This window comes from Streptomyces sp. NPDC001450 (assembly GCF_053597295.1).
In genome coordinates, this window is sequence record NZ_JBSFHY010000078.1 from 1 (window position 1) to 20,465 (window position 20,465).

The window sequence follows — 20,465 nt, forward strand, 5'->3', positions numbered from 1 at the left end:
GCGGATCCGGCCCAGCGTGGCCTCTTGTTCCTGTTCCGGCATGACCAACATCCCCGCGCGCGTCGCGATGGTCGCGGCGAGCGAGTCCGCGGTGCAGCGCTGTCCGTGCGGGAACTCGGCCTGCTCCGGCGAGCCGAACCGGGCGGGTCCCTCTTGGTCCGCGGTGCGGCGCGCTCCTCGAAGCGGCGTCAGGCGGTTTTGACAACGGTGCCGGCGCCTTCGAGCGCGGCCACCTCGTCGGCGGGCGCCGTGGTGTCGGTGACGAGGGTGTGCAGGAGCGTGGAGGGGCCGACGTAGGCGTAGGCGGTGTGGCCGAGCTTGCTGCCGTCCGCGGCGGCGATGATGCGGCGTGTGGAGGCGATGCTCGCCTTCTTCACCGCCGCGTCGTCGAGGTCGTAGGCGGTCAGGCCCTCGGCTGCGCTCAGGCCGCAGCAGCCGACGACCGCCGTGTCGAAGCGCAGCGCCGACAGGGAGGCGAGTGTGAGGGGGCCGGTCAGGGCCCCTTCGGCGGCGCGGGGCCGGCCGCCGGGCACCATCAGCGTGGTCGGACTCGGCGAGTCGCTGAGCATGTGGATGGCCTGCAAGGACAGAGGCATCACGGTGACCGGCCGTCCGCGCAGCAGGCGGGCGACCTCCAGGCAGGTGGTGCCGCTGTCCAGGAGGACGGTCTCGCCGTCGGCGATGAGCGAGGACACCTCGGCTGCGATCCGGCGCTTGGCGTCGGCGGCCTCGTGGGCGCGCAGCGCGAAGGGCGGTTCCTCACCCCTGAGCAGCAGGGTGCGCGCCCCGCCGCGGACGCGTTCGAGGACGCCTTGCGCGGCCAGTGTGTCGAGGTCTCGCCGGATGGTCATCTCCGAGGCGCCGGTCAGCTCGGCGAGTCTCAGGACCGTGGCGCTGCCCGACTCTCTGACGGCCTGGGCGATCAGCCGGTGACGGTCTGCGTTGCTCATACCCGCGATTGAACACCAATCGAAACGAACACTCAAACTGTTCGAAGATCTGTTCTTCGAACACCAAAATTGTTCGCTATGGTGGTTTGCATGGAACATTCGCTCCGAGCCGCCCGCGTGGCGACCTTCGTCTACTTCGTCCTCAACGGCACCCTGGTGGGCATGTGGGTGGTACAGATCCCCGCCATCGAGGAGCGCACGGGGATCAGCCACGCCACGCTGGGGGGCTTCCTGGTACTGCTGGGTGTCGGGGCCTTCATCGGTATGCAGGTGGCGGGCCGACTGGCCGACCACCTCGGAACGCGAGTCGTGGTCCCCACCGCCGGCGTTCTCTGCAGCGCGGCCCTGGTGCTGCCCGGCCTCCCGCGGGATCCCTGGACGCTGGCAGGCGCCCTGCTGGTCTTCGGCTTCGGCAACGGGTGCCTCGACGTGAGCATGAACGCCCACGCCGTGCACGTGGAGAAGGCGTACAACCGGCCCGTCATGTCGGCCTTCCATGCCACGTTCTCCGTCGGTGGCGTCATCGCCGCTGTCGTCGGAGCGGGCGCCGCGAGCGTCGGCTCGAGTCCGGCCGCGACGCTCGGCGCCGTGGGAGCAATGGGCATCGTGACCGCCTCGGTGTCGGCACGCGGTCTGCTTCCGTCCACGCCGGCGTCCGCCACCGCCACTGCGGGGGGTGAGGAAGCACCGGCCGCGAAGCGGCGCACCGCCCCCGGGCGCATCTGGATCCTCGCCGCCCTGGCTCTGATGATCATGCTGTGCGAGGGCGCCGCCAACGACTGGAGCACCCTGCACCTGAAGAGCATCCTCGGTGCACCCGCGAGCACCGCCGCCTTCGGGTACGGCACCTACGCGGCGACGATGACCATCGGCCGCCTGCTCACCGACCGCCTCTCCGCCCGGTTCGGGCCCGTGGCCATCCTGCGCTACGGCTCGGCCATGGCCGCCGTCGGAACCACGATCGTGGCCCTCTCCCCGTGGATTTGGCCTGTGTTCGCGGGTTGGGCCCTGTTCGGCCTGGGACTGTCCGGTTGCATCCCCCAGCTGTTCAGCGCAGCCGGGCACGCCGACCCCTCCGCTGCCGGCACCAACGTCTCCCGCGTCGCCGGGCTCGGCTACGTCGGCATGCTGGCCGGCCCCGCTGTCATCGGCTGGATGACCCACCTCGTGGCCCTGAACCACACCTTCCTGCTGATGACCCTGCTGTGCGTGATCGTCGCGGCGACCGCCGCAATCCTGCGCACCGGATCCGACCGCACCCGCGAGATGGCGCAGAGCGGCCACTGACCGCCTGTGCGGCACGGCCCTGACACCGTGCCGCACAGGCCTCAAGGGCTTCCGCGGCACTCACGCTCGGCAGTTCAACTCGAGCATGGCGTGGCGGACACGGGTGTCGCGTCGGTCCCCACCAGTACCCTCGGCGCCTGGACGTCTTGCGTGCACCGCCGATCAGAGCGTTGAAGTCCCGTTTCACCCATGCTGCGGCACTTGCCCCGGCCTGCGGGGTGGATGCGTGGGCGGTGGCACAGCCGGGTGCGCGCAGATGCAGCCTCCACAGGCCCGGCGGTGAGGCGGTGTGACGGTGTGGCGGTGAGCGACACGCCGTACCAGGACCATTCGGGTATGACACTCACCCCATTGCTGGTCTGCAGTGGTTGCCGGTTGCCCGTGACCGGACGCTGACCCTGGACGCGGCACCTCACGTGACACAGGGTCACCTGACCGCCCCGCAGATCTCACCAGGAGACGCACCATGCGCCACATCAACCGTCTGGGCCTGAGCGCGACCGCCGGCCTGGCCGCCGCCCTCTGCTGCGCCCCCCTTGCGTCGGCCGCCGCACCCGCCACCGGCTCCCAGCCGACCGGTAACAATGAACAGGTCATTCACCTGACGGCAGTAGTGACGCAGGTCACATCCCTCGATTTTCCCCCTCCCGGCCCCAGTCAGGGAGACGAACTCATCGTCGCGGGAAACGTCCTGCAAAACGGCACCAAGGTGGGCACGTACGACGAGACCTGCACGACGACCCGTACCGGCACCGACGATTCGAGCACCGTGCAGTGCGTGACCACACTCACGCTTCCCCAGGGGAAGATCACCGTGCAGGGAGTTTTCGCCATCACCAATACCGGCCCCGGCGACATCACCCTGGCGATCACGGGAGGCACGGGTGTCTACCGCACCGCGCAGGGCTACGTCCAGGCCGTGAACACGAGTTCCACCGAGACTCAGATCGCCCTCCACCTCAGCCGCTGACCACCGGCGCCGTGCCCGCACCGAGCTGAACCTGTCGAGCTCGCCCACAATCGCACGGATGTGGGCGAGCCCTCACTCGCCCACGCAGCTGAGTTGATCGTGCACAACGGTCAGGCCTGCGGCTTCCAGCAGCTTCCGGTCGGTCTCGGCCGGGTGGCTGGTACAGCGGAAGGTGCGGCCCATCCACTGCAGTTCCTCCTCCTCGGCGAGATTCCCGCAAGCGTGGCGTCAAGGTCGGTGCGACCATGGTCTGTGACACGTCGCAGCGGGTCACGCGGTGGCCGACCGCGGCGATCCGCTCCACCGTGGGCCGGCCGGTGCCGGAGCCGATGTCCAGCACCCCTGATTTTTTGGGCAGTTGGGCGAGCAGCCAGTCGATCGCTGCCGACTGCTCGGGCAGGTACGCGTACGTGTCCTCGTACGACTAGGACTTGTCCGGCCGATCGTGTGACCACTCCGTTACCGGGTCGTTGATGTGGACACGGGGCGGGGCGATCCGACGGATGCCGAGTGGGAACGGCTGCGCCCGTTCCTGCCTGTCAGCAATGGACGTTGTGGCAGGTGGCGGGATCACCGGCAGGTGATTGACGGGATTCTGCATCGGGTGCGGACCGGGGTTCAGTGGCGTGACCTGCCTGAACGGTTCGGTGAATGAGGTACCACTCGGTGATCTCGTCCGGGGCGAGGTCGATGGCGATGTCCCGGCCACGGGCATGGATGCGCAGCAGGTAGTCGCCTGGGCCGTTGAAGGACAGCACGGGCAACTCTTCGTCGAGGTCGGCCATCAGACCTCGCACCGCGAGTTCCGCCGATACCGAGTGCAGTGACACTTCGACGATCTCTTCCCACCCGCTGTCCTCCGGTTGAGGGGCTTCGGTGTGGCGGGTGAGGGTGACGTCGACGTCGCCGGTGTGGATGCCCGTGAGGACCGCAGCAATGTCGTCCTGGACCTGAACGAGACCGTTGTGCCCGCTGGGCAGGTCAGGGCCGGCGGGACCGCCCTCGTCGGTGATATGGAACTGGTGGTAGTGCACAGGCACGAGCCCACGCCCCTGCTGGACCTGATCTCTCACGGTGTGTCCTGGATGGCTCGTGGTTGGCTGGCTCACTCACGGGCATCGACTGCGCCGCAGGCCAGTAGGCCCTGCTCCTCCGCCATGATGCGGCATCCGGTCCGGCTCCGTCGACAACACTTCGGCCTCGCACGTGCTGGTCCACGGTTCGGTCCTGAGATCTGGCCAGTGCTGTGACCGCACAGGTTCGCCGGTTGCGGGACCACGCGCGATGGAGCGCGCCGACCAGCAAGAGGAGGCCGCTGACAAGCGGTTCGCGTGGGGAGATCACAATGGCGTCATGGAGCCAACCAGTCAGATCATCGTCGCCCTGGACTACGACAACCGCGCGGCCGCTCAGGACATCGTCGACCAGCTGGGCGACGAGTGCCGCTTCTACAAAGTCGGACTGGAGCTCCTCACAGCGGCTGGGCCTGAGTTCATCAAGCACCTCGTCGCCCGGGGCAAAGAAGTGTTCCTGGACCTCAAGCTCTTCGAGATCCCGAACTCCGTTGCCGGTGCCGTGCGTGCGGCAGGAGCCCTCGGCGTCTCCATGGTGACCGTGCACAGCATGGGAGGCACGGGCATCATGGCTGCCGCTGTCGAGGCGGCCCGCGACTTCCCGGCGCTGCGCGTCCTCGCTCTGACCGTCGTCACCAGCATGACCGACTCCGATCTCGTCGACATCGGTGTCGGTGTTTCCGCTGAGAGCCAGGTACGCCGACTGGCCGGCCTGGCCGAGCAAGCCGGCTGCCACGGCGTGATCGCCTCGCCGCAGGAAGTCCCGGCCTTGCGGGGACTGATGGGTGGCGGTGCTTTGATCGTCACCCCGGGGGTCGCTCTGCCCGGTGACTCTCCTGGTGAGCACGCCCGTTCCGGCACACCACGGGCTGCCATTGCCGCGGGCGCCTCATATGTCGTCGTAGGACGGACGGTCACACGCGCCATGGATCCGGCATCCGCATTCCGCCGTGTCCACGAAACCCTCCAGCTGTAGCGGAGCTCGCTGACCACGGTTGGTTCCGCATTCCGCCGTGTCCACGAAACCCTCCAGCTGTAGCGGAGCTCGCTGACCACGGTTGGTCAGGCTGCGGTTTTCAGGGGGCGTCCGCCCAACGGATGCCCTGCTCGCTGCGGATGCGGGCACGTTCCTTGCACTGCGCGGCGAGCAGGTGGACTGCAGCAGCCACAGGGGCTGCCCGATCGCCCACCTGCCCGGACTGACGATGCGACGGATCGCCGACTGCTACCCGGCGAGACAGAGACCGACGCGATGGACGCGGCTGCACGGCCTGCTCACCCAGATCCATCCTTCGCTGGAGCGAGTACTGGGGCCTCGGTTGCAGCATCCCGCCACCCTGCCCTGCTCCAACGCATCTCCTCCTGGTGCCAGATGCACCTGCCCCATGAGGTCACCCTCGAGGTCATCGATCACGTGACTGCCGCCTTTTTCTCTGCATGACCTGTGCATGGTGTGACCTTTGCCCGGCGGGGCCCACCGTTCGTCTGCCCTTCACCCAGTGCCAGCCTGGTGCTCCTAGGGTTACGGCGCCGCTCCCCCGAACGTCCGTCACTTCTGTCCGGAGGACAGTCATGACCGCCGTCAAGGCTCCCAAGCGCAACCGACGTCCCCTCGCCGCACTCGCCGGCGCTGTCGCCCTCACCGCCACGTCGATCGGCCTGTGGACCGCCACGGCCTCCACCGCTCAGGCCGCTGCTCTCCCGACCCCCGACCACGTGGTGGTCGTGGTGATGGAGAACCACGCCTACTCGCAGGTGATCGGCAGCTCCAGCGCCCCGTACATCAACAACACCCTCAAGGCGGGTGGCGCCAACCTCACCCAGTCCTACGGCCTCACCCATCCCAGTGAGCCGAACTACTACATGCTCTTCTCGGGCTCCAACCAGGGCCGGACCGACGACAGTTGCGTCACCGTCGGTTCCATCTCCGCACCCAACCTCGCCTCCGAGCTGATCGCCGCGGGTCAGACCTGGAAGAGCTACAACGAGTCGCTGCCCAGCCAGGGCTCGACGGTCTGCAGCAGCGGCAACTACGCGCAGAAGCACAACCCGTGGTTCGGCTTCTCCAACGTGCCGACGAACACCGCGATGACCATGGCGCAGTTCCCGACCGACTACACGACCCTGCCCAAGGTCTCCTTCGTCATCCCGAACCTGTGCAGTGACATGCACGACTGCTCGGTCTCCACGGGCGACACCTGGATCCAGAACAACCTGGGCGCCTACGCCACCTGGGCCCAGACCCACAACAGCATCCTCGCCGTCACCTTCGACGAGGACAACAAGCTGTCCGGCAACCGCATCCCCACGGTCCTGTACGGGCAGCACGTCGCCCCCGGCAGCTCCAGCTCCACCACCTACAACCACTACAACGTACTGCGCACCGTGGAGGACCTGGCCGGTCTGACCACGCACGCGGGCAACGCCGCCTCGGCTTCCGACATCACCGGCATCTGGAACTGACGCCCGTGTATCTCGCGGACTCCCGCAGCACCAAGCCCGCCGTCGCCTCGGACACCCGTCCGGGGCGGCGGCCGGCCGCCGTGCCCGGCACCGTGCTGGCCCTGGGTGCGGTCAGCCTGATCACGGACATCTCCTCGGAGATGGTCACCGCAGTCCTGCCGCTCTACGTGGTCGTGGGCCTCGGCCTGTCGCCGCTCGGGTTCGGGCTGCTGGACGGCATCAACAACGGCGTGGGGGCCCTGGTCCGGCTGGCCGGCGGTCACCTCGCCGACCGGGGAGGCCGCCGGCACAAGGTCGTGGCGGGCCTCGGCTACGGCCTGTCGGCGGTGTGCAAGCCGCTGCTGCTGATCGCCCACACGCTCCCCGTGATCAGCGCCGTGCTCGCGGCCGACCGCACCGGCAAAGGGCTGCGCACCGCTCCCCGGGACGCGATGATCTCGCTGGCCACCGAACCCGAGCACCGGGGACGGGCGTTCGGGGTACACCGTGCCATGGACACCACCGGTGCGCTGCTCGGCCCGCTCGTCGCCTTCGCCGTGCTGCGGGCCACCGTCGACGGCTACGACGCGGTTTTCGCGGTCAGCGGCTGCGTCGCCGCACTGGGGGTCCTGGTGCTGGTGCTCTTCGTGCCCCGCAACATCGCTCCCACCGATGCCGTACAACTGCCCGAATCGGCCCGGCCGGTGCTACGCGATGCGCTCGGGCTACTGCGCCGCCCCGAGCTGCGCCGGCTCACCGTGTGCGCGACCCTGCTCGGCCTGACCACCGTGAGCGACTCCTTCCTCTATCTGCTGCTCCAGCGCGAAGGAGACCTGCCCGCCCATCTGTTCCCGCTGCTGCCGCTGGGCACCGCCGCCGTCTTCCTGCTGCTCGCCGTCCCGCTCGGCGCACTCGCCGACCGCATCAGCCGCCGCCGGCTCTTCCTGGGCGGCCACGGGGTCCTGCTGATCGGCTACGGCCTGGTGCTCTCCCCCTGGCACGGAGTCCCGGCCGTGGTCGCCGTCCTCGTGCTGCACGGCACCTTCTACGCCGCCACCGACGGCGTCCTCGCGGCCGCCACTGCCGACGCCGTGCCTGCACAGCACCAAGGTGCCGGGCAGGCACTGGTCGGCACCGGCCAGGCGCTGGCCCGGTTCACCTGCTCGCTTCTCTTCGGCGCGGTCTGGAGCCTGTGGGGCGGACGAACCGCACTCGCCGTCACCGCCGCCGCACTGGCCATCAGCGCCCTCGTGGCCTCCTTCGTCCTTCGTCCCGCTGATGAGGTGTCCGCATGACCAGAAGCACCCGCCTGGTGATCCTGCTGGCCGCCGTCCTGCTGCTCGGGAGCGTCGGTACCGGGGCTGTGCTCTACGCCGCCCACCGATCGGGCATGCGTGACCAGCAGCAGGCGAACGGTCCGGCCGTGCGGCCCGGAACCGTCTCGCTCCGGCCGACGGCCGGCCGTCGGCTGCTGGTGCGCAACCTGGCCTGGGGTCCGCACCGTGACGAGATCGCCACCGTGCCCGCCGACGATCCGCAGGGGCCGCGCACCGCGTCGGGCGTCAAATGCCTGCGTTTCCACGCAGCGGCCGGTACCGGCATCTGCCTGCAGGCCGTGCACGGCGCGCTGCAGGACACCTACCGGGCGGTGGTACTCGACTCGCACCTGCACGAGCTGCACCACTTCCCGGCAGCAGGCATCCCCACCCGGGCCCGGGTCTCACCCTCCGGCCACCTGGTGGCCTGGACGGTCTTCGTCAGCGGCGACTCCTATGCCGGCACCAACTTCTCCACCCGCACCGCCATCGTCGACACCCGGACCTGGGCGATGGACGACAACCTGGAGACCTTCCGCATCACCAAGGACGGCCGTCCCTACCACTCCGCCGACACCAACATCTGGGGTGTCACCTTCGCCGACGACACCCGCTTCTACGCCACGCTGGCGACCGGCGGCCGGACCTATCTGGTCCGCGGCGATGTCGCCGCACGCACCCTCACCACCCTGCACCGCAACGTCGAATGCCCCTCCCTCTCGCCCGACGGCACCCGGATCGCCTACAAGAAACGCGTCAAGGGAGCCTCTCCCGACGCGCCCTGGCGGCTGTACGTCCTCGACCTGCGCACCATGAAGGAGAGCGCGACCGCCGAACAGCGCAACATCGACGACCAGGCTCTGTGGGCCGACGACTCCACCCTCGTCTACGCCCTCCCCGGCGACTACGGCTCAGACCTGTGGACCGTCCCCGCCGACGGCACCGGCACGGCCCGTCGACTGATGACATCCGCTGTCGCTCCCGCCTATCTGGGGTGACCGGCAGTCCTCCCACCCAGGGGACGTGTCGTCGGAAGTCCCTCTCCGTCAGCTCGTGCAGCGGCCTCGGCAGCGCCGTCCCGATGGGCTCGCGTACGACCTCGTCCGCGTTCTCGCCGTACGGAGTGCCCGGCTCGGCATTGATTCTTGGAGACTCGCGCTCGACGTCCACGATCTTCTCGGCAACCAGCCAGACCACCACCCGCGCCCAGAGCGCTTCGGCTTCCTCAGGGGTTACGTCGCCACCGCGCCTGGCCCCATCGGTGATCGTTCATGGGGCGGCCCGAGCCGAGCGCCTGTATGGCCTGACGGGCCAACTGCGGCGCTCCGCGCCCGCTGCAGACGAGGGTGGGGTTGTTGTGGCGGGTGACTGGCTTCGTTCACGACAAGTGTCTGCGGCTCAGCGGGACTTCGGATGGCACCTTGCGGGTGGAGCGACGCGTGGCTGCTCATGGGTTCTGACAGCGGCGGGGCGGGGGCGTCGGTCCGGCTCACGTGGTCTCGTCGCCGGCGGCGAGGACGGTGCGGCTGGCCGCGAAGAGCCGTGCGCAGCGTTGCGTCATGGCTTCGGGTGACTGGTCGGGGTGGTTGACCCACCAGCGGACCAGGGCGGTGCACAGGCCGCGCCAGGCGTATTTGAGGGCGTCGGTGTCGAGCGGGTCGCTGGATCCGGTCGCATGCAGGAGGTCGGCGGCGCCGGTTGCGGCGAGGTCGTCGATGGCGCTGCGGTAGTACGCCGCGCGTCGGGCGGCGTCGCTGTCGGGCGGCAGCGTGGCGTCGTAGAGGACGAACCACGCCTCGCGCCGCCCGTCCAGGGCGGTGAACAGGGCGTGCAGCACGCGCAGGGAAGTGTGCGGCGCGCTGGACGCGTGTTCGGTCATCGCGGCGCGGATGGTGTCCAGCAACTGGTCGCCGACCGGGTTCAGGCAGGCGAGGTAGAGGTCTTGCTTGCTGCCGAAGTAGTGGTGCAGCAGTGGCTTGGTGACGCCCACGCGGGCGGCGACGGCGGCCACGGTGGTGGCTTCGTAGCCGTGGCGGCCGAACTCCTCGGTGGCCGCGGCCAGGACCTGTCGTTCGCGTGCGGCCCTGGGCACGCCCTTGGTGCCGGCCTTGGAGGGGAGCGTTGTCATGGACTCAATATTACCCTAGGGTAATTTTCCGTTGGGTAAATTACCTGGACCTCGCTGGGAGCACACTCATGCCTGCCACCCCGTCCCGCCGCGGCACCTCCCGCACCCGCTCCTGGTGGGGCTGGGGCTATGCCGACGCGCACCCCGACGACGCCGAATGCACCGCCATGGGCGCCCTGCTGCCGGGAACCCTCCCCCGCCCGCTGCCGATCCCCCAGGTCACCGACCTGCCCATCGCCCGCCCCCGCGCGACACCCCCGCCCGCACTGGCGCACCTGGTCACCGCCGATCCCCGGGCACGCGCCGCCCACGCCATGGGCAAGGCCTACCGCGACATCATCCGCGCCCTGCGTGGCCGGCCCGGCCGGATCCCCGACCTGGTAGCCCGACCGACCGACGGCCAGGAGGTCGCCGACCTGCTCGACTGGGCCGGCGAGCAGGGCGTGGCCGTCATCCCCTTCGGCGGCGGCTCTTCGGTGGTCGGCGGTGTGGAGTACCGCGGCGACACCCACCGCGCCGTGCTGTCGCTCGACCTGACCTCGATGGACCGGGTCCTGGAGATCGACACCGCCAGCCGCTCAGCCCGCATCCAGGCCGGCGCGCTCGGCCCCGTGCTGGAAGACCAGCTCCGGCCCCACGGCCTCACCCTGCGCCACTTCCCGCAGAGCTTCGAGTTCTCCACCCTCGGCGGCTGGCTGGCCACCCGCGCCGGGGGCCACTACGCCACCGGCCACACCCACATCGACGACTTCGTGCAATCCCTGCACGTGGTCACGCCCGCCGGAACCGGCACGTCCTGGCGCCTGCCCGCATCCGGCGCCGGCCCCTCCCCCGACCGCCTCTTCCTCGGCTCCGAGGGCGCGCTCGGCGTCATCACCGAGGCATGGATGCGCCTGCAAGAGCGCCCGCGGCACAAGGCCTCGACGTCCGTGACCTTCGCCGACTTCCACCAGGCACTGGCCGCGGTGCGTGCCATCGCCCAGTCCGACCTCGCCCCAGCCAACTGCCGTCTGCTCGATCCCGGCGAGGCACTGCTGTCCGGCGCCTCGCACGACGGCTCCGCCGTCCTCGTCCTGGGGTTCGAATCCGCCACCACCCGCGTCGACGACCGCCTCACCGATGCCCTGGAGCTGGCCCGCGCCCACGGCGGCCGCGGCAGGGCACCGACAGCGGACCGGGGCGCCCCGGCCGACGCGGCCGTGACCGCCTGGCGCTCAGCGTTCCTGCGCATGCCTTACCTGCGCGACGGCCTGGCCCGCATGGGTGCCGTCGTCGAGACCTTCGAGACCGCCGCCACCTGGGGCAGAATTCCCGCCCTCATCGACGCCGTCCGCAGCGAGGTCGGCGCCGCCGCGCTGAAGACCACCGGACACCCGGCCACCATCAACTGCCGCCTGACCCACGTCTACCCAGACGGCGCCGCCCCCTACTTCACCGTGGCCGTCGCCGGCCGCCCCGGCCACGAACTCGAGATCTGGGACGACATCAAAGCCGCCGCGAACGACGTCCTCCACCGCCACCACGCAACCATCACCCACCACCACGCCACCGGCCGCGACCACCGCCCCGCCTACGACCTCCAACGCCCAGAGCCCTTCACGCTCGCCCTGCGCGCCGCCAAGAACGCCCTGGACCCCCACCGCATCCTCAACCCAGGCGTCCTCATCGACTGACAGGACGCCCGCAGACGGGCGAGGGCCGCATCAGCTGCCCCAACGGCTCTCACGCAGCGGTTCCTTCGGCAGCGGGACACGGATGGCGAAGTCCTCCACCCACTCGTGTCCGGCCGGACACCGGCACCCGCGCCTTCGGTGTCGCCGTCTCCGGCTTCGCCGCCGGTCGCGGACCGGTGGCAATCTCTGGCACAGCCTGAGCGAGGCCGCCGAGCGGAGCGTCGCCCAGCACCGCTGCGGCCTGCGCTTCATCCTTGGGGTGACCTATCGCACCGTCAAGAAGTGTGCCGACGCAGGGAGACCGTAGGAGGCGGCCAAGCGTGGCCACAGCCTTCGACCAGGCAGCGTCCGATGAATGAGTCTCTCCCGGCAACGAACCCCTGCATTGGCAGAGGTCACCATTGCGCGAGTCCGCCCTCGGCCGCGCTGGCGATACCGAGGACGGACCGCCGCCAGTCACCGCTCAGTCTCGGTCGCACCCCGGTCCGGGAAGAACTCGGCACTTTGCACGTACTCCATCGCCTTGGTGAACTCCGGGTCGCCGAGGCGGCGTTCCATCTCCTGCGGGCTCACGTCCTCCACGCGTGTCTGGATCCAGTACAGGTTGCCCAGCGGATCGCGCACCCGGCCGACCCGGTCACCGAAGAACAGGTGGGTGACCTCAGTGACCGAGGTACCTCCAGCCGCTACGGCCTGCCGGTGCACGGCGTCGGCGTCCTCGACGTAGAGGCGAAGAAAGCCAGGAGTCGGCGGCCACTCCGGCCGCGCGTCGAAGAGCATCGCCACCGAGTCACCGATCCGCACCTCCGCATGCTCGATAAGGCCGTCCTCGCCGGCCAGGCATGCGAGCTCCTCGGCGCCGAAAGCCCTCCTCATGAAGTCGATGAGCCGCACCGTGTCGCGAGAGATGATCCACGGCGTCACGGTGTAATAGCCCTGGGGAACCGGTTTTACGGACATGAGAAGTACCTCCATGCGAGGGATGCCTCAACTGGTGAGGACTCTAGGGAGCATTGAGGCCAGATCCTGTCCTACGTGGACCGTGCAGCACCCTCTCGAACCCGCCCACGACTACACCGCCGTCAAGTTATGGACGGAGCCGGAGGGGAACGGCAACAACCACGACAGTGCCGTGCGAGCGGCCCCGGCCGTACTGCGTCCCGTCACGGGGACTGGGGGCCTGTCCGTGCACTCCCTTCCGACACGGGCGAGGACCGAGCCTGGTCCGTCCGGGGTGCCGGAGATCTGGTACTCGGCCGCCCCTCATCACGGGTACCGTCCTGTGTTTCTACGGGCCGCAGCTCGGGGAGCGCACCCCACCCCGGGACACGCCGGAGCAGTACACCGGTGCCAGGCGCCTGGAGGACTTCCGCACCGCTCGGAGGCGCGGCCTGCAGGTGGCAGATGTGACGCCCCGTTGAGCCAGCCGATGCTGGAGGCGCTGTTGCCTCACGTAGTTGCGGACGTTGCCGTAGCCGTGCGGGGAGCCCGGTTCCTTGATCTCCTCCTCTCCGCGGGAGAACACTGCCCGAAGCACAGAGACGTGAACCGACGCACGTCATTTCCAAGCGAGAGAAAGGTGCCCTGACCTCTGTAGCGGATACGACTTTGGCCCTCGCATCCTCGCAGGTCAACGGCACCTTTCTGCCCCCGTGGTCAGGTCAGACCGACTCTGACGAGCTGAGGCCCCACCGCAGCCGTACCGCCCAAACGATCACGGCGGCAAGGGCAATCGCGACGACAGCCGTGGCCATCCCGGCCCGAATGCCGAAGCGTACGGTGATGGTGCTCGCCACCAGCGCGCCGAGCGGGACTCCCAGTCCCGAGGAGATCATCCGGCGGGTGGTGTTGACCCTTCCCTGCAGCTCGGGAGGGGTCACCTCCTGTGAGTATGTCATCGTGTTCACCAAGACAACGAGATACGCCGAGCCCCAGGCTGCCAGCGCCACGAGGGAAACCCGCCAGTCGGTGGTGAGGACGACGACAAGGCCGAGGAGTGAACCGGTCGGCAGCACCCAGAGCAGTAGGGAATAGGCGTCAAAACGGCGTCGCAGCCGGGGTAGCAGCAGAGACCCACCGATGCCTCCGGCACTCCAAGCCATATAGAGCAGGCCGATCCGTCCGTCGGAGCCGTGGATGCCGAGTGCTCGGTCGGCGAAGACGACAAGCTGCCCGACGATGGCGCCTCCGGAGAACGACTGCAGCGTGCCGACCATGGTCATGGCCCGGAGTGTGGGGTGGCCATGGAGAAAGCGGAGCCCCTCACTGACGGCCTCCTTGAACGCTGGCCTTTCGGCAGCCGACCGGATGGGCGCACTCGTGGTGTGGGTGATGGCCCTGATGAACAAGGCTGAGACGGCGAATGACAGGGCGTCGAGCGCCAGCGTCCCTGTGGGGCGGAACAGCGCGATCAGTCCACCTGCCAGGGCATTGCCGGCGATGCGCACGACAGTCTCCGCGCCGTAGATCGCGCTGTTGGCGCGCCCCAGATTCTCCTTTCCGACGACGTCGGGGACGAACCCGTACACGCCGGCCTCGAAGAAGAGACTAAGGCTGGAGGACAAAAGCGCTACGGCGAGAATATGGCCCGAGGTCAGCACCCCCACGGCCCACGCCAGCGGAATGGAGCCGAGGCAGAGGGCATTGAGCCAGTCGGTCGCGATCATCAGGCTCCGCCGGTCCACACGGTCTGCCACGGTGCCGGCGATCAGTCCGAAGGCCAGGTAGGGCAGGGTTCCGGCAGCGGAAACCAGGGAGACCAGCAGGGGCGAGTGGCTCCTCTGGAAGATCAGAACAGGCAGTGCGACCGTGGTGATGGCGGATCCGAGACCCGAAACCACGCGGGACAGCCAGAAGTTACGGAACCCACTCATGCGACGGAGTGGAACTTCCTGCCGTGTTGACGTTTCGCCGTCGATGTCATTCTGCGACTGGGAGGTCATGGGTCAGCACGCCTTCTCTGTGATGTGTTCCAGGAGACTCGGTACAGGTCCCGGATGCAGGATGTCCAGACGCCGACTGGCCCGGGTCAGCGCCACGTAGAGGTCGCTATGGCCGCGAGGCGAAGCGTCCACCATGCCTTGCGGGTCGGCAACGACGACTGAGTCGAACTCCAGCCCCTTGGCCTGACGGGCACTCAGGACGACAATGCGGCGGCCTCGCTTGAGAGTTGGATGTCATCGGAGACAGCCGAGGCGTCGCCGAACAGCTCGTCGTCCGTGCGCACCACCCGCCGGTTCCGAGTGTGCAGGTGGCGTCGCAGCCGTACGCCTTGGGGGGCGGCAGCGGTCGCGGTGTAGAACGGCCGTGCGGCCGGCGCCCGCCAGTCGATGAGCAGCGGATCCTCGTCGGGCTCGCTCCCCGGTAGACCGATGCGGCCGATGTAGAAGCGGTCGCCGTCCACCCGGTCGAGCCGACCGAAACACAGGCCGTTCTCGTCAGCATCCAGAGTGGCCAGTTGCCTGCTCAGTCGTCCCGCTGGGGCTCCGCGCTCCAATTGCCGCTGCGCGGTTCCAGTCGACTCTCGCAGCACCGTGCGCAGCTCTCGTTCGATCTCCTCACGCAGATTGTCCAGCCGATGGTGCAACAGGTCCAAGTAGTCCTGTTCACGTTGTAGGTCCGGATACCAGGTCGGCGGCATGGGCGAAGCGGATGACATATGTGGCTCCATGACAAAGGGACCGACGTGCGCCGTGGCGCTCGCCAGCCTGATGCACCGCAGCACCGCTGCGATCGGGCAAGGTGTCCGGCACCGGAGAGGGCGGTTGCCGAGGGGTGAATCAGTATCGGAACCCAGCAGACTGAAGTGAGTTCCATGCCCCAGGATGACGCTGCAACTCCGGCCGGCAAGAGGGAGGCCGTGTTCGCGAACTACGAGCGGGTCAGCTCGCCAGGCGATCAGAACAGTTGAGTCTGTTGTGCGCAGCGCCTCGGGCAAACGGTTCGGGAAATCCCGTGAAACCATCCGCAGATTATCAGGCCACCGCTCTCTCAGCCAAGGCTGGAGGCCATGGCCTTGTGTCGGTCAGAACTCGGGTCTGCGCATGCTCGACGAGGTGGTTGGAGGCCCGAACACCCATGGGGTCCGGGCCATTTACAAGTGTGGGCGACCAGGCCGGCGTTGATGTCATCGAGCGCGGTCACGCCTTGTTGGTGCCGGCCAAGTCAAAGTCCGGGCAGGCCTTCGCGTCCGTGGTCGTCCGCAGCCGCTCAGCGGGACCTGACGAACTGCGAGAAGCGCGTCGCGACGCCCGGGAGGTCTGGAGTGATGCGGGTTCCCGGCGGGGCGGTGTCCGGCTGAACGGGGCAGTGGATGAACACGGCCGAGGGGGTGTCCACCGCGCTCGTGAGCAGGGTCCGCAGGGCGGACTGGCTGGTGGCCTCGCACACGGACTCGTAACCGCTCGCTCGCTCGGCGAACCGGGTGCCCGTGCCGGGCAGGCTGCCGTCCCCGTCGACGACGATCGTCGGCAGCGCGGAAGCCATGGCGACACCGGTACCCACGGCCAGGGCCAGGCCCATGGAGCCGGTCATGTAGAAGTGGTCACGGCCCACACCACCCGGTCACTCGGCCGGTGAAGACGAGTCGCATGAGTACCGCTCCCTGCCGAATCCGCTGATCTCCATGTGCATCGCCCGGAGCTCGCGTATCGCAGCCGGAAGATCGCAGTCCTCGGGATCGGCGAGGGCATCCTCCCAGTGGAAGTACACCTGGTCCGACCGGGTCCAGGCCAGAAGGTCGACGATCCGCGAGAATGCTGACGCGGCGAACGGTGGCACCAGATCCTCGTCATCGCCCTCGAGGTATGCCGTGGTACGCAGCTTCCGCCCCGCCAGCAGCTGTAGCCAGGCCGCGGCCGCGTAGGCCGACTGAGAGACGATGTGCCGCTCCGGGTCCTGGTCCTCGGAGTAGCACAAACCCACCTCGGTCAACTGCTCATGAACCGCGTCCATGTCGACCGGCTCTCCCGCGGCAGCCTTGCGCAGCTCACGCACCGCGTCCGGGGTCGATAGAACGGGGTTGTCGCTCAGCTCCTCGTCCTCTCGCTCGACGCGGTCGAGCAAGGGCGCCATCAGACCGTACAGGCACGCCAATCGTGCCCGAGGGGCCAGCCTGTCGGTGAACTCGTCGATGATTCCTAGCAGTTCGTCGTACCGCGTATCCGTCATGCCCGCATGGGTAGCACGCGGCGCTGACATCCGGCGCATGGCCTGGCTTGGCGCCCTGCAGCAACAACGATCCCAGCCGTGCCCACTGCTCGCTCGTCAAATCACCACGCCCCTCACAGCGTGATCGTTCACGGTGAAGATCGACTTCGCAACAGGCCCTAGCCGACCACTCCAAGCTCGGTGCCGGCCCGTTCTCTACCGGGCGCCGCTGGACCGGCCATACACCGTGGTCGTGGATGAGCGGGCGGATCCGGGCCGATGGCACGGTGCTGCTTGCGCCGGTCATTTCCGCTCCAGCGCGGCCAGCCGCAGCTCGAGCTGGTCGACCCGGTGCCGTAGCAGCGTGACCTGGGCTTCCAGGCTGACTTCCCGTTCCGCCCTGCGCTGAATGCGCGGTGACGCGGCGGCGCGCTCGATCACCGCGTCCAGCTGGACCAGGCGCTGCGGCCCGTTCGGGCCGTCCACCAGCCGGGACTGGATCTCGCCATTGCGGTACCAGGACCGCAGGGCCGAGCGGGAGACACCGGTCTCGGCTTCCGCCTTGGCCAGCGTGACCCAGGGTGTCTCGTCCAGCTGCTCGAACAGCTCCAGCTCGTTCTGCCAGCGCGCGAGCCGGCCCTCCCAGTCCGACGGTGTCTCCATCACACCCTCCCTTCGGCATGGTGACCCTATCAATAACAGTGTATTGACAGGGTTGAGACCATAGAACCATGCCATTTGAACGGTTCACGGGGAAAGCCCGCAAAGTGGTCGTCACGGCTCAGGAGGAGGCGAGGCTGCTCAAGCACAACTACATCGGCACGGAGCACATCCTGTTGGGGCTGCTCGATGCGCCGGACAGCACGGCGGCGAAAGTCCTGCACCAGCTCGGGTACGACAAGGAGACCGCGCAGGCCGATATCGCCGCGGTGGCCAAGCCCGGCACGCAGGAGCTGAGCGGCCATATCCCGTTCGCGCCGAGCGCGAAGAAGACGCTGGACCTCGCCCTGCGCGAGGCGCAACAGCTGCACCACACCTACATCGGTACGGAACACATCCTGCTCGCCCTGGTCGCCGGGGAAGGTGAGGGCGTCGGCGCGAAGGTGCTTGCCGCGCGGATCAATCCGATCAGCAAGATCCGTGCCGCAGTGCTGGCGTCATTGGAGGGATCGCAGGACGTCGCGGCCAGCCCGTGGCCGACCGGTACGCCTGCCACCGAGGACACCATGTCCGTCGCCGGCGCGCTGGCCGGTGGCGCACCGGTGGGCAGCCACCACCTGCTTGAGGCGATGCTGCGGGCGGAGAACAGCATGGCGGCCAGGGTGCTGCGCGAACTCGGGGTCGACCCGGACGCGGTCGCCGCCAAGATCGACGAACTGGATCCGGAGACGACCACGGACGCGAACCCGGAGGAGGCCGCCGCGCGCAAGATGGAAATCCGGGTGGCCGACGATGAGGTGCACCTGATCCTGCGGGACCCGACAACGGTCACGGTCGCCAAGAGGGTCACCGAGCTGTCCGACGGCCCGATCCTGGGCGTGGGGCCGGTCGTCGGCATGTTCGTCCCGCTCTGGCGGTCGACCAACCAACTGCTGTTGCAGATCCAGCGCATGCTGGAACCGGAACCCGAAGGAGAGGGCGAATCCGCCGCGAGCAGTGTGGCCAAGGTCGTGCGCACCGTGCTCGAACCCCGGCTCCGCCGGTGAACCGGCTGATCAGCGGGCCGGAAACTGCCGGTGGGACCGGCGAGGACCGGGGGCGTGGCGGCCGACGATGCGCTGGCGCCGGTCTCGCCGTGGCCCCGGGCGTGGTTCACAGGCGCGTTCGCCGCGCCCACCGAGGCGCAGCGCGGCACCTGGCAGGCAGTCGCCGCCGCTCGGCACGCGCTGGTAGCCGCGCCGACCGGTTCCGGCAAGACGTCGGCCGCGTTTCTCCGGGCACTGCACCGGCTGGCCACCGACCCGGTGCCGGTGGATCCGCCCGCCCGCTGCCGGGCACTTTATGTCTCACCGCTGAAGGCGCTGGCGATGGACGTCGAGCGCGACCTGGGCGCGCCGCTGACCGGCGTCCGCCAGGCCGCTGTCCGGCTCGGCCGGCCGCCAGAGCCGGGAGCACCGTCGGCATGCGCACCGGCGACACTCCCGCCACCGAGCGCAGGGCGTTCCTGCGCACCCCGCCGGACGTCCTGCTCCCCACACCGGAGTCGCTGTTCCTGCTGCGGGATCGTGTTCGGCACCCCGCCGGTGGCGGCCCGCGCGCACCACGGGTCGATCTCCCGCGAGCAGTCAACGCGAGCAGTCAATACGGCGAATCGGAGGCAACCATGACCATCACCATCGTCGGAGCCGGACTGGGCGGACTGGCGCTTGCCCGTGTGCTGCACCTGAACGGCATCGACGCCGTCGTGTACGAACGGGAATCATCGCGCGGCGCACGCGGTCAGGGCGGCATGCTCGATCTGCACTCCGGGACCGGGCAGCGGGCGATGCGCGAGGCCGGCCTGATCGACCAGTTCCACGCGATTGCCCGTCGTCAAGGCCAGGACCTGCGACTTCTCGAGCCGGACGGCACCCTGCTGCTGCAGGAGGATACGCCCGACGACGCCCCGCTCGAGCGACCTGAGGTCGACCGCGCCGATCTGCGCAACCTGCTGCTGGACTCTCTTCCCGAACACGCGGTGCGCTGGGGGCGCGCGTTCGAATCCGCCGACAACGGCCTGCTGCACTTCGCCGACGGCAGCAGTGCGACGTACGACCTGCTGGTCGGCGCCGACGGCGCGGACTCCCGGGTCCGCCCGCTGCTCACCGATGCCCGGCCAGCGCACACCGGCCAAAACGTCATCGAGCTCGGCATTCCCGACATCGACCGCACCCGCCCCGACCTCGCGGCAATGGTCGGGCGCGGCAACTACTGGGTGCTCGGCAACGGACAATCCCTGTCGGCGCAGCGCAACGGCGACGGCCGCGTACGGATCTACCTCAGCTTCTACAACACCGCCGAGGACTGGTTCGCGACCAGTGGGATCCCGTTCGGCGACCCAGCCGCCGCCCGGGTGCGGCTGATCGACCTGTTCACCGGCTGGGACTCAAGGTTCACCGCACTGATCGCAGCCTGCGACGACACGGTCCTGCCGCGGTCGATCACCACTCTCCCGGTCGGCCTGACCTGGCCGTCGACGCCAGACGTCACGCTGCTCGGCGATGCCGCGCACCTGATGCCGCCGGTGGGGCAGGGCGCCAACATGGCGCTGCTCGACGGCGCCCTGCTCGGCCTCGCGCTGGCCGCGCACCCGGACGACTTTCCCGCCGCGGTCAGAGAATACGAACGCGAGATGTTCGAACGCACCAGCGCCGCCGGCCGGCAGTCCGCGCACGTCCAGGAAATCCTGACGTCGCCGGACGCCAGCCGGAAAATGCTCGCGTTCTTCCAACCTGGCTGAAGGTAACCTGCCGTCTGCCTGCGGGCGACCGCCCGCAGG

19 protein-coding genes and 5 pseudogenes are annotated in these 20,465 nt (G+C 68.9%); 14 read left to right on the forward strand and 10 right to left on the reverse strand.

Annotated features, from left to right (window positions below; all coding sequences use genetic code 11):
* Positions 1-188: 188 nt before the first annotated feature.
* The gene (locus ACWC5O_RS43670; protein WP_450590204.1) at positions 189-950 is read right to left on the reverse strand and encodes a DeoR/GlpR family DNA-binding transcription regulator; all 762 of its coding nucleotides are present in this window, start codon (positions 948-950) and stop codon (positions 189-191) included.
* A gap of 90 nt (positions 951-1,040) precedes the next feature.
* On the opposite strand from ACWC5O_RS43670, the gene ACWC5O_RS43675 reads away from it, so the two are divergent.
* The 9 genes and pseudogenes from ACWC5O_RS43675 (at position 1,041) to ACWC5O_RS43715 (ending at position 9,036) form a co-directional block, all read left to right on the forward strand.
* Positions 1,041-2,237: an MFS transporter gene (locus tag ACWC5O_RS43675; RefSeq protein ID WP_450590203.1), complete on the forward strand. Its 1,197-nt coding sequence runs from the start codon at positions 1,041-1,043 to the stop codon at positions 2,235-2,237.
* A gap of 466 nt (positions 2,238-2,703) precedes the next feature.
* Positions 2,704-3,207 carry an allene oxide cyclase barrel-like domain-containing protein gene (locus ACWC5O_RS43680; protein ID WP_450590202.1) on the forward strand — a complete coding sequence of 168 codons (504 nt, stop codon included), beginning with the start codon at positions 2,704-2,706 and terminating at the stop codon, positions 3,205-3,207.
* 245 nt (positions 3,208-3,452) lie between these two features.
* Complete coding sequence (locus ACWC5O_RS43685; protein ID WP_450590201.1) at positions 3,453-3,635, forward strand: hypothetical protein; 183 nt, start codon at positions 3,453-3,455, stop codon at positions 3,633-3,635.
* 47 nt (positions 3,636-3,682) lie between these two features.
* Positions 3,683-3,856: pseudogene (locus ACWC5O_RS43690) on the forward strand (transposase); the annotation flags it as partial.
* A 635-nt stretch (positions 3,857-4,491) separates the two neighbouring features.
* Positions 4,492-5,256: an orotidine-5'-phosphate decarboxylase gene (gene pyrF / locus ACWC5O_RS43695; protein WP_450781267.1), complete on the forward strand. Its 765-nt coding sequence runs from the start codon at positions 4,492-4,494 to the stop codon at positions 5,254-5,256.
* A 196-nt stretch (positions 5,257-5,452) separates the two neighbouring features.
* Positions 5,453-5,614: pseudogene (locus tag ACWC5O_RS43700) on the forward strand (IS110 family transposase); the annotation flags it as partial.
* Positions 5,615-5,852: 238 nt separating this feature from the next.
* Positions 5,853-6,743 (forward strand): alkaline phosphatase family protein, encoded by an 891-nt coding sequence (locus ACWC5O_RS43705; protein WP_450590199.1) that lies wholly within the window; start codon positions 5,853-5,855, stop codon positions 6,741-6,743.
* A gap of 5 nt (positions 6,744-6,748) precedes the next feature.
* The gene (locus tag ACWC5O_RS43710; RefSeq protein WP_450590198.1) at positions 6,749-8,017 is read left to right on the forward strand and encodes an MFS transporter; all 1,269 of its coding nucleotides are present in this window, start codon (positions 6,749-6,751) and stop codon (positions 8,015-8,017) included.
* Entirely contained in the window at positions 8,014-9,036 is a 1,023-nt protein-coding gene (locus ACWC5O_RS43715; RefSeq protein WP_450590197.1) for a TolB family protein, read from the forward strand. Before ACWC5O_RS43710 ends, ACWC5O_RS43715 begins: the two co-directional genes overlap by 4 nt.
* Positions 9,037-9,082: 46 nt before the next feature.
* Here the strand turns inward: ACWC5O_RS43715 and ACWC5O_RS43720 are convergent.
* Together ACWC5O_RS43720 and ACWC5O_RS43725 are read right to left on the reverse strand one after the other, a co-directional pair.
* A pseudogene (locus ACWC5O_RS43720) lies at positions 9,083-9,181 on the reverse strand (NAD-dependent deacetylase); the annotation flags it as partial.
* 346 nt (positions 9,182-9,527) lie between these two features.
* Complete coding sequence (locus ACWC5O_RS43725) at positions 9,528-10,166, reverse strand: TetR/AcrR family transcriptional regulator (RefSeq protein WP_450590196.1); 639 nt, start codon at positions 10,164-10,166, stop codon at positions 9,528-9,530.
* A gap of 68 nt (positions 10,167-10,234) precedes the next feature.
* Here ACWC5O_RS43725 and ACWC5O_RS43730 point away from each other — a divergent pair, with 68 nt between their 5' ends.
* Positions 10,235-11,839, forward strand: coding sequence for an FAD-binding oxidoreductase (locus ACWC5O_RS43730; RefSeq protein ID WP_450590195.1), 1,605 nt, complete (start codon positions 10,235-10,237; stop codon positions 11,837-11,839).
* Positions 11,840-12,295: 456 nt separating this feature from the next.
* On the opposite strand, the gene ACWC5O_RS43735 is transcribed toward ACWC5O_RS43730, so the two are convergent.
* The 7 genes from ACWC5O_RS43735 to ACWC5O_RS43765 form a co-directional block, all read right to left on the reverse strand.
* The gene (locus ACWC5O_RS43735) at positions 12,296-12,799 is read right to left on the reverse strand and encodes a VOC family protein (protein WP_450590194.1); all 504 of its coding nucleotides are present in this window, start codon (positions 12,797-12,799) and stop codon (positions 12,296-12,298) included.
* 701 nt (positions 12,800-13,500) lie between these two features.
* A complete protein-coding gene (locus tag ACWC5O_RS43740; protein ID WP_450590193.1) occupies positions 13,501-14,781 on the reverse strand; it encodes an MFS transporter in 1,281 nt (426 codons plus the stop codon).
* A gap of 3 nt (positions 14,782-14,784) precedes the next feature.
* Complete coding sequence (locus tag ACWC5O_RS43745) at positions 14,785-14,988, reverse strand: ATP-binding domain-containing protein (protein ID WP_450781269.1); 204 nt, start codon at positions 14,986-14,988, stop codon at positions 14,785-14,787.
* Positions 14,976-15,497, reverse strand: coding sequence for a hypothetical protein (locus ACWC5O_RS43750; RefSeq protein ID WP_450590192.1), 522 nt, complete (start codon positions 15,495-15,497; stop codon positions 14,976-14,978). The genes ACWC5O_RS43745 and ACWC5O_RS43750 overlap by 13 nt, the downstream gene beginning before the upstream one ends.
* A gap of 551 nt (positions 15,498-16,048) precedes the next feature.
* Positions 16,049-16,372 (reverse strand): hypothetical protein, encoded by a 324-nt coding sequence (locus ACWC5O_RS43755; RefSeq protein ID WP_450590191.1) that lies wholly within the window; start codon positions 16,370-16,372, stop codon positions 16,049-16,051.
* A 30-nt stretch (positions 16,373-16,402) separates the two neighbouring features.
* Entirely contained in the window at positions 16,403-17,038 is a 636-nt protein-coding gene (locus tag ACWC5O_RS43760; protein ID WP_450590190.1) for a hypothetical protein, read from the reverse strand.
* A gap of 252 nt (positions 17,039-17,290) precedes the next feature.
* Positions 17,291-17,650 carry an excisionase gene (locus tag ACWC5O_RS43765; protein ID WP_450590189.1) on the reverse strand — a complete coding sequence of 120 codons (360 nt, stop codon included), beginning with the start codon at positions 17,648-17,650 and terminating at the stop codon, positions 17,291-17,293.
* Positions 17,651-17,718: 68 nt separating this feature from the next.
* On the opposite strand from ACWC5O_RS43765, the pseudogene ACWC5O_RS43770 reads away from it, so the two are divergent.
* The 4 genes and pseudogenes from ACWC5O_RS43770 to ACWC5O_RS43785 all read left to right on the forward strand — a co-directional run.
* Positions 17,719-18,096, forward strand: a pseudogene (locus ACWC5O_RS43770) (Clp protease N-terminal domain-containing protein); the annotation flags it as partial.
* Positions 18,091-18,693, forward strand: a complete 603-nt coding sequence (locus ACWC5O_RS43775) for a Clp protease N-terminal domain-containing protein (protein WP_450781271.1) — start codon at positions 18,091-18,093, stop codon at positions 18,691-18,693. The pseudogene ACWC5O_RS43770 and the gene ACWC5O_RS43775, both read left to right, overlap by 6 nt.
* Before the next feature lie 54 nt (positions 18,694-18,747).
* Positions 18,748-19,205: pseudogene (locus tag ACWC5O_RS43780) on the forward strand (DEAD/DEAH box helicase); the annotation flags it as partial.
* 105 nt (positions 19,206-19,310) lie between these two features.
* Positions 19,311-20,426 carry an FAD-dependent oxidoreductase gene (locus tag ACWC5O_RS43785; protein WP_450590209.1) on the forward strand — a complete coding sequence of 372 codons (1,116 nt, stop codon included), beginning with the start codon at positions 19,311-19,313 and terminating at the stop codon, positions 20,424-20,426.
* Positions 20,427-20,465: the final 39 nt, after the last annotated feature.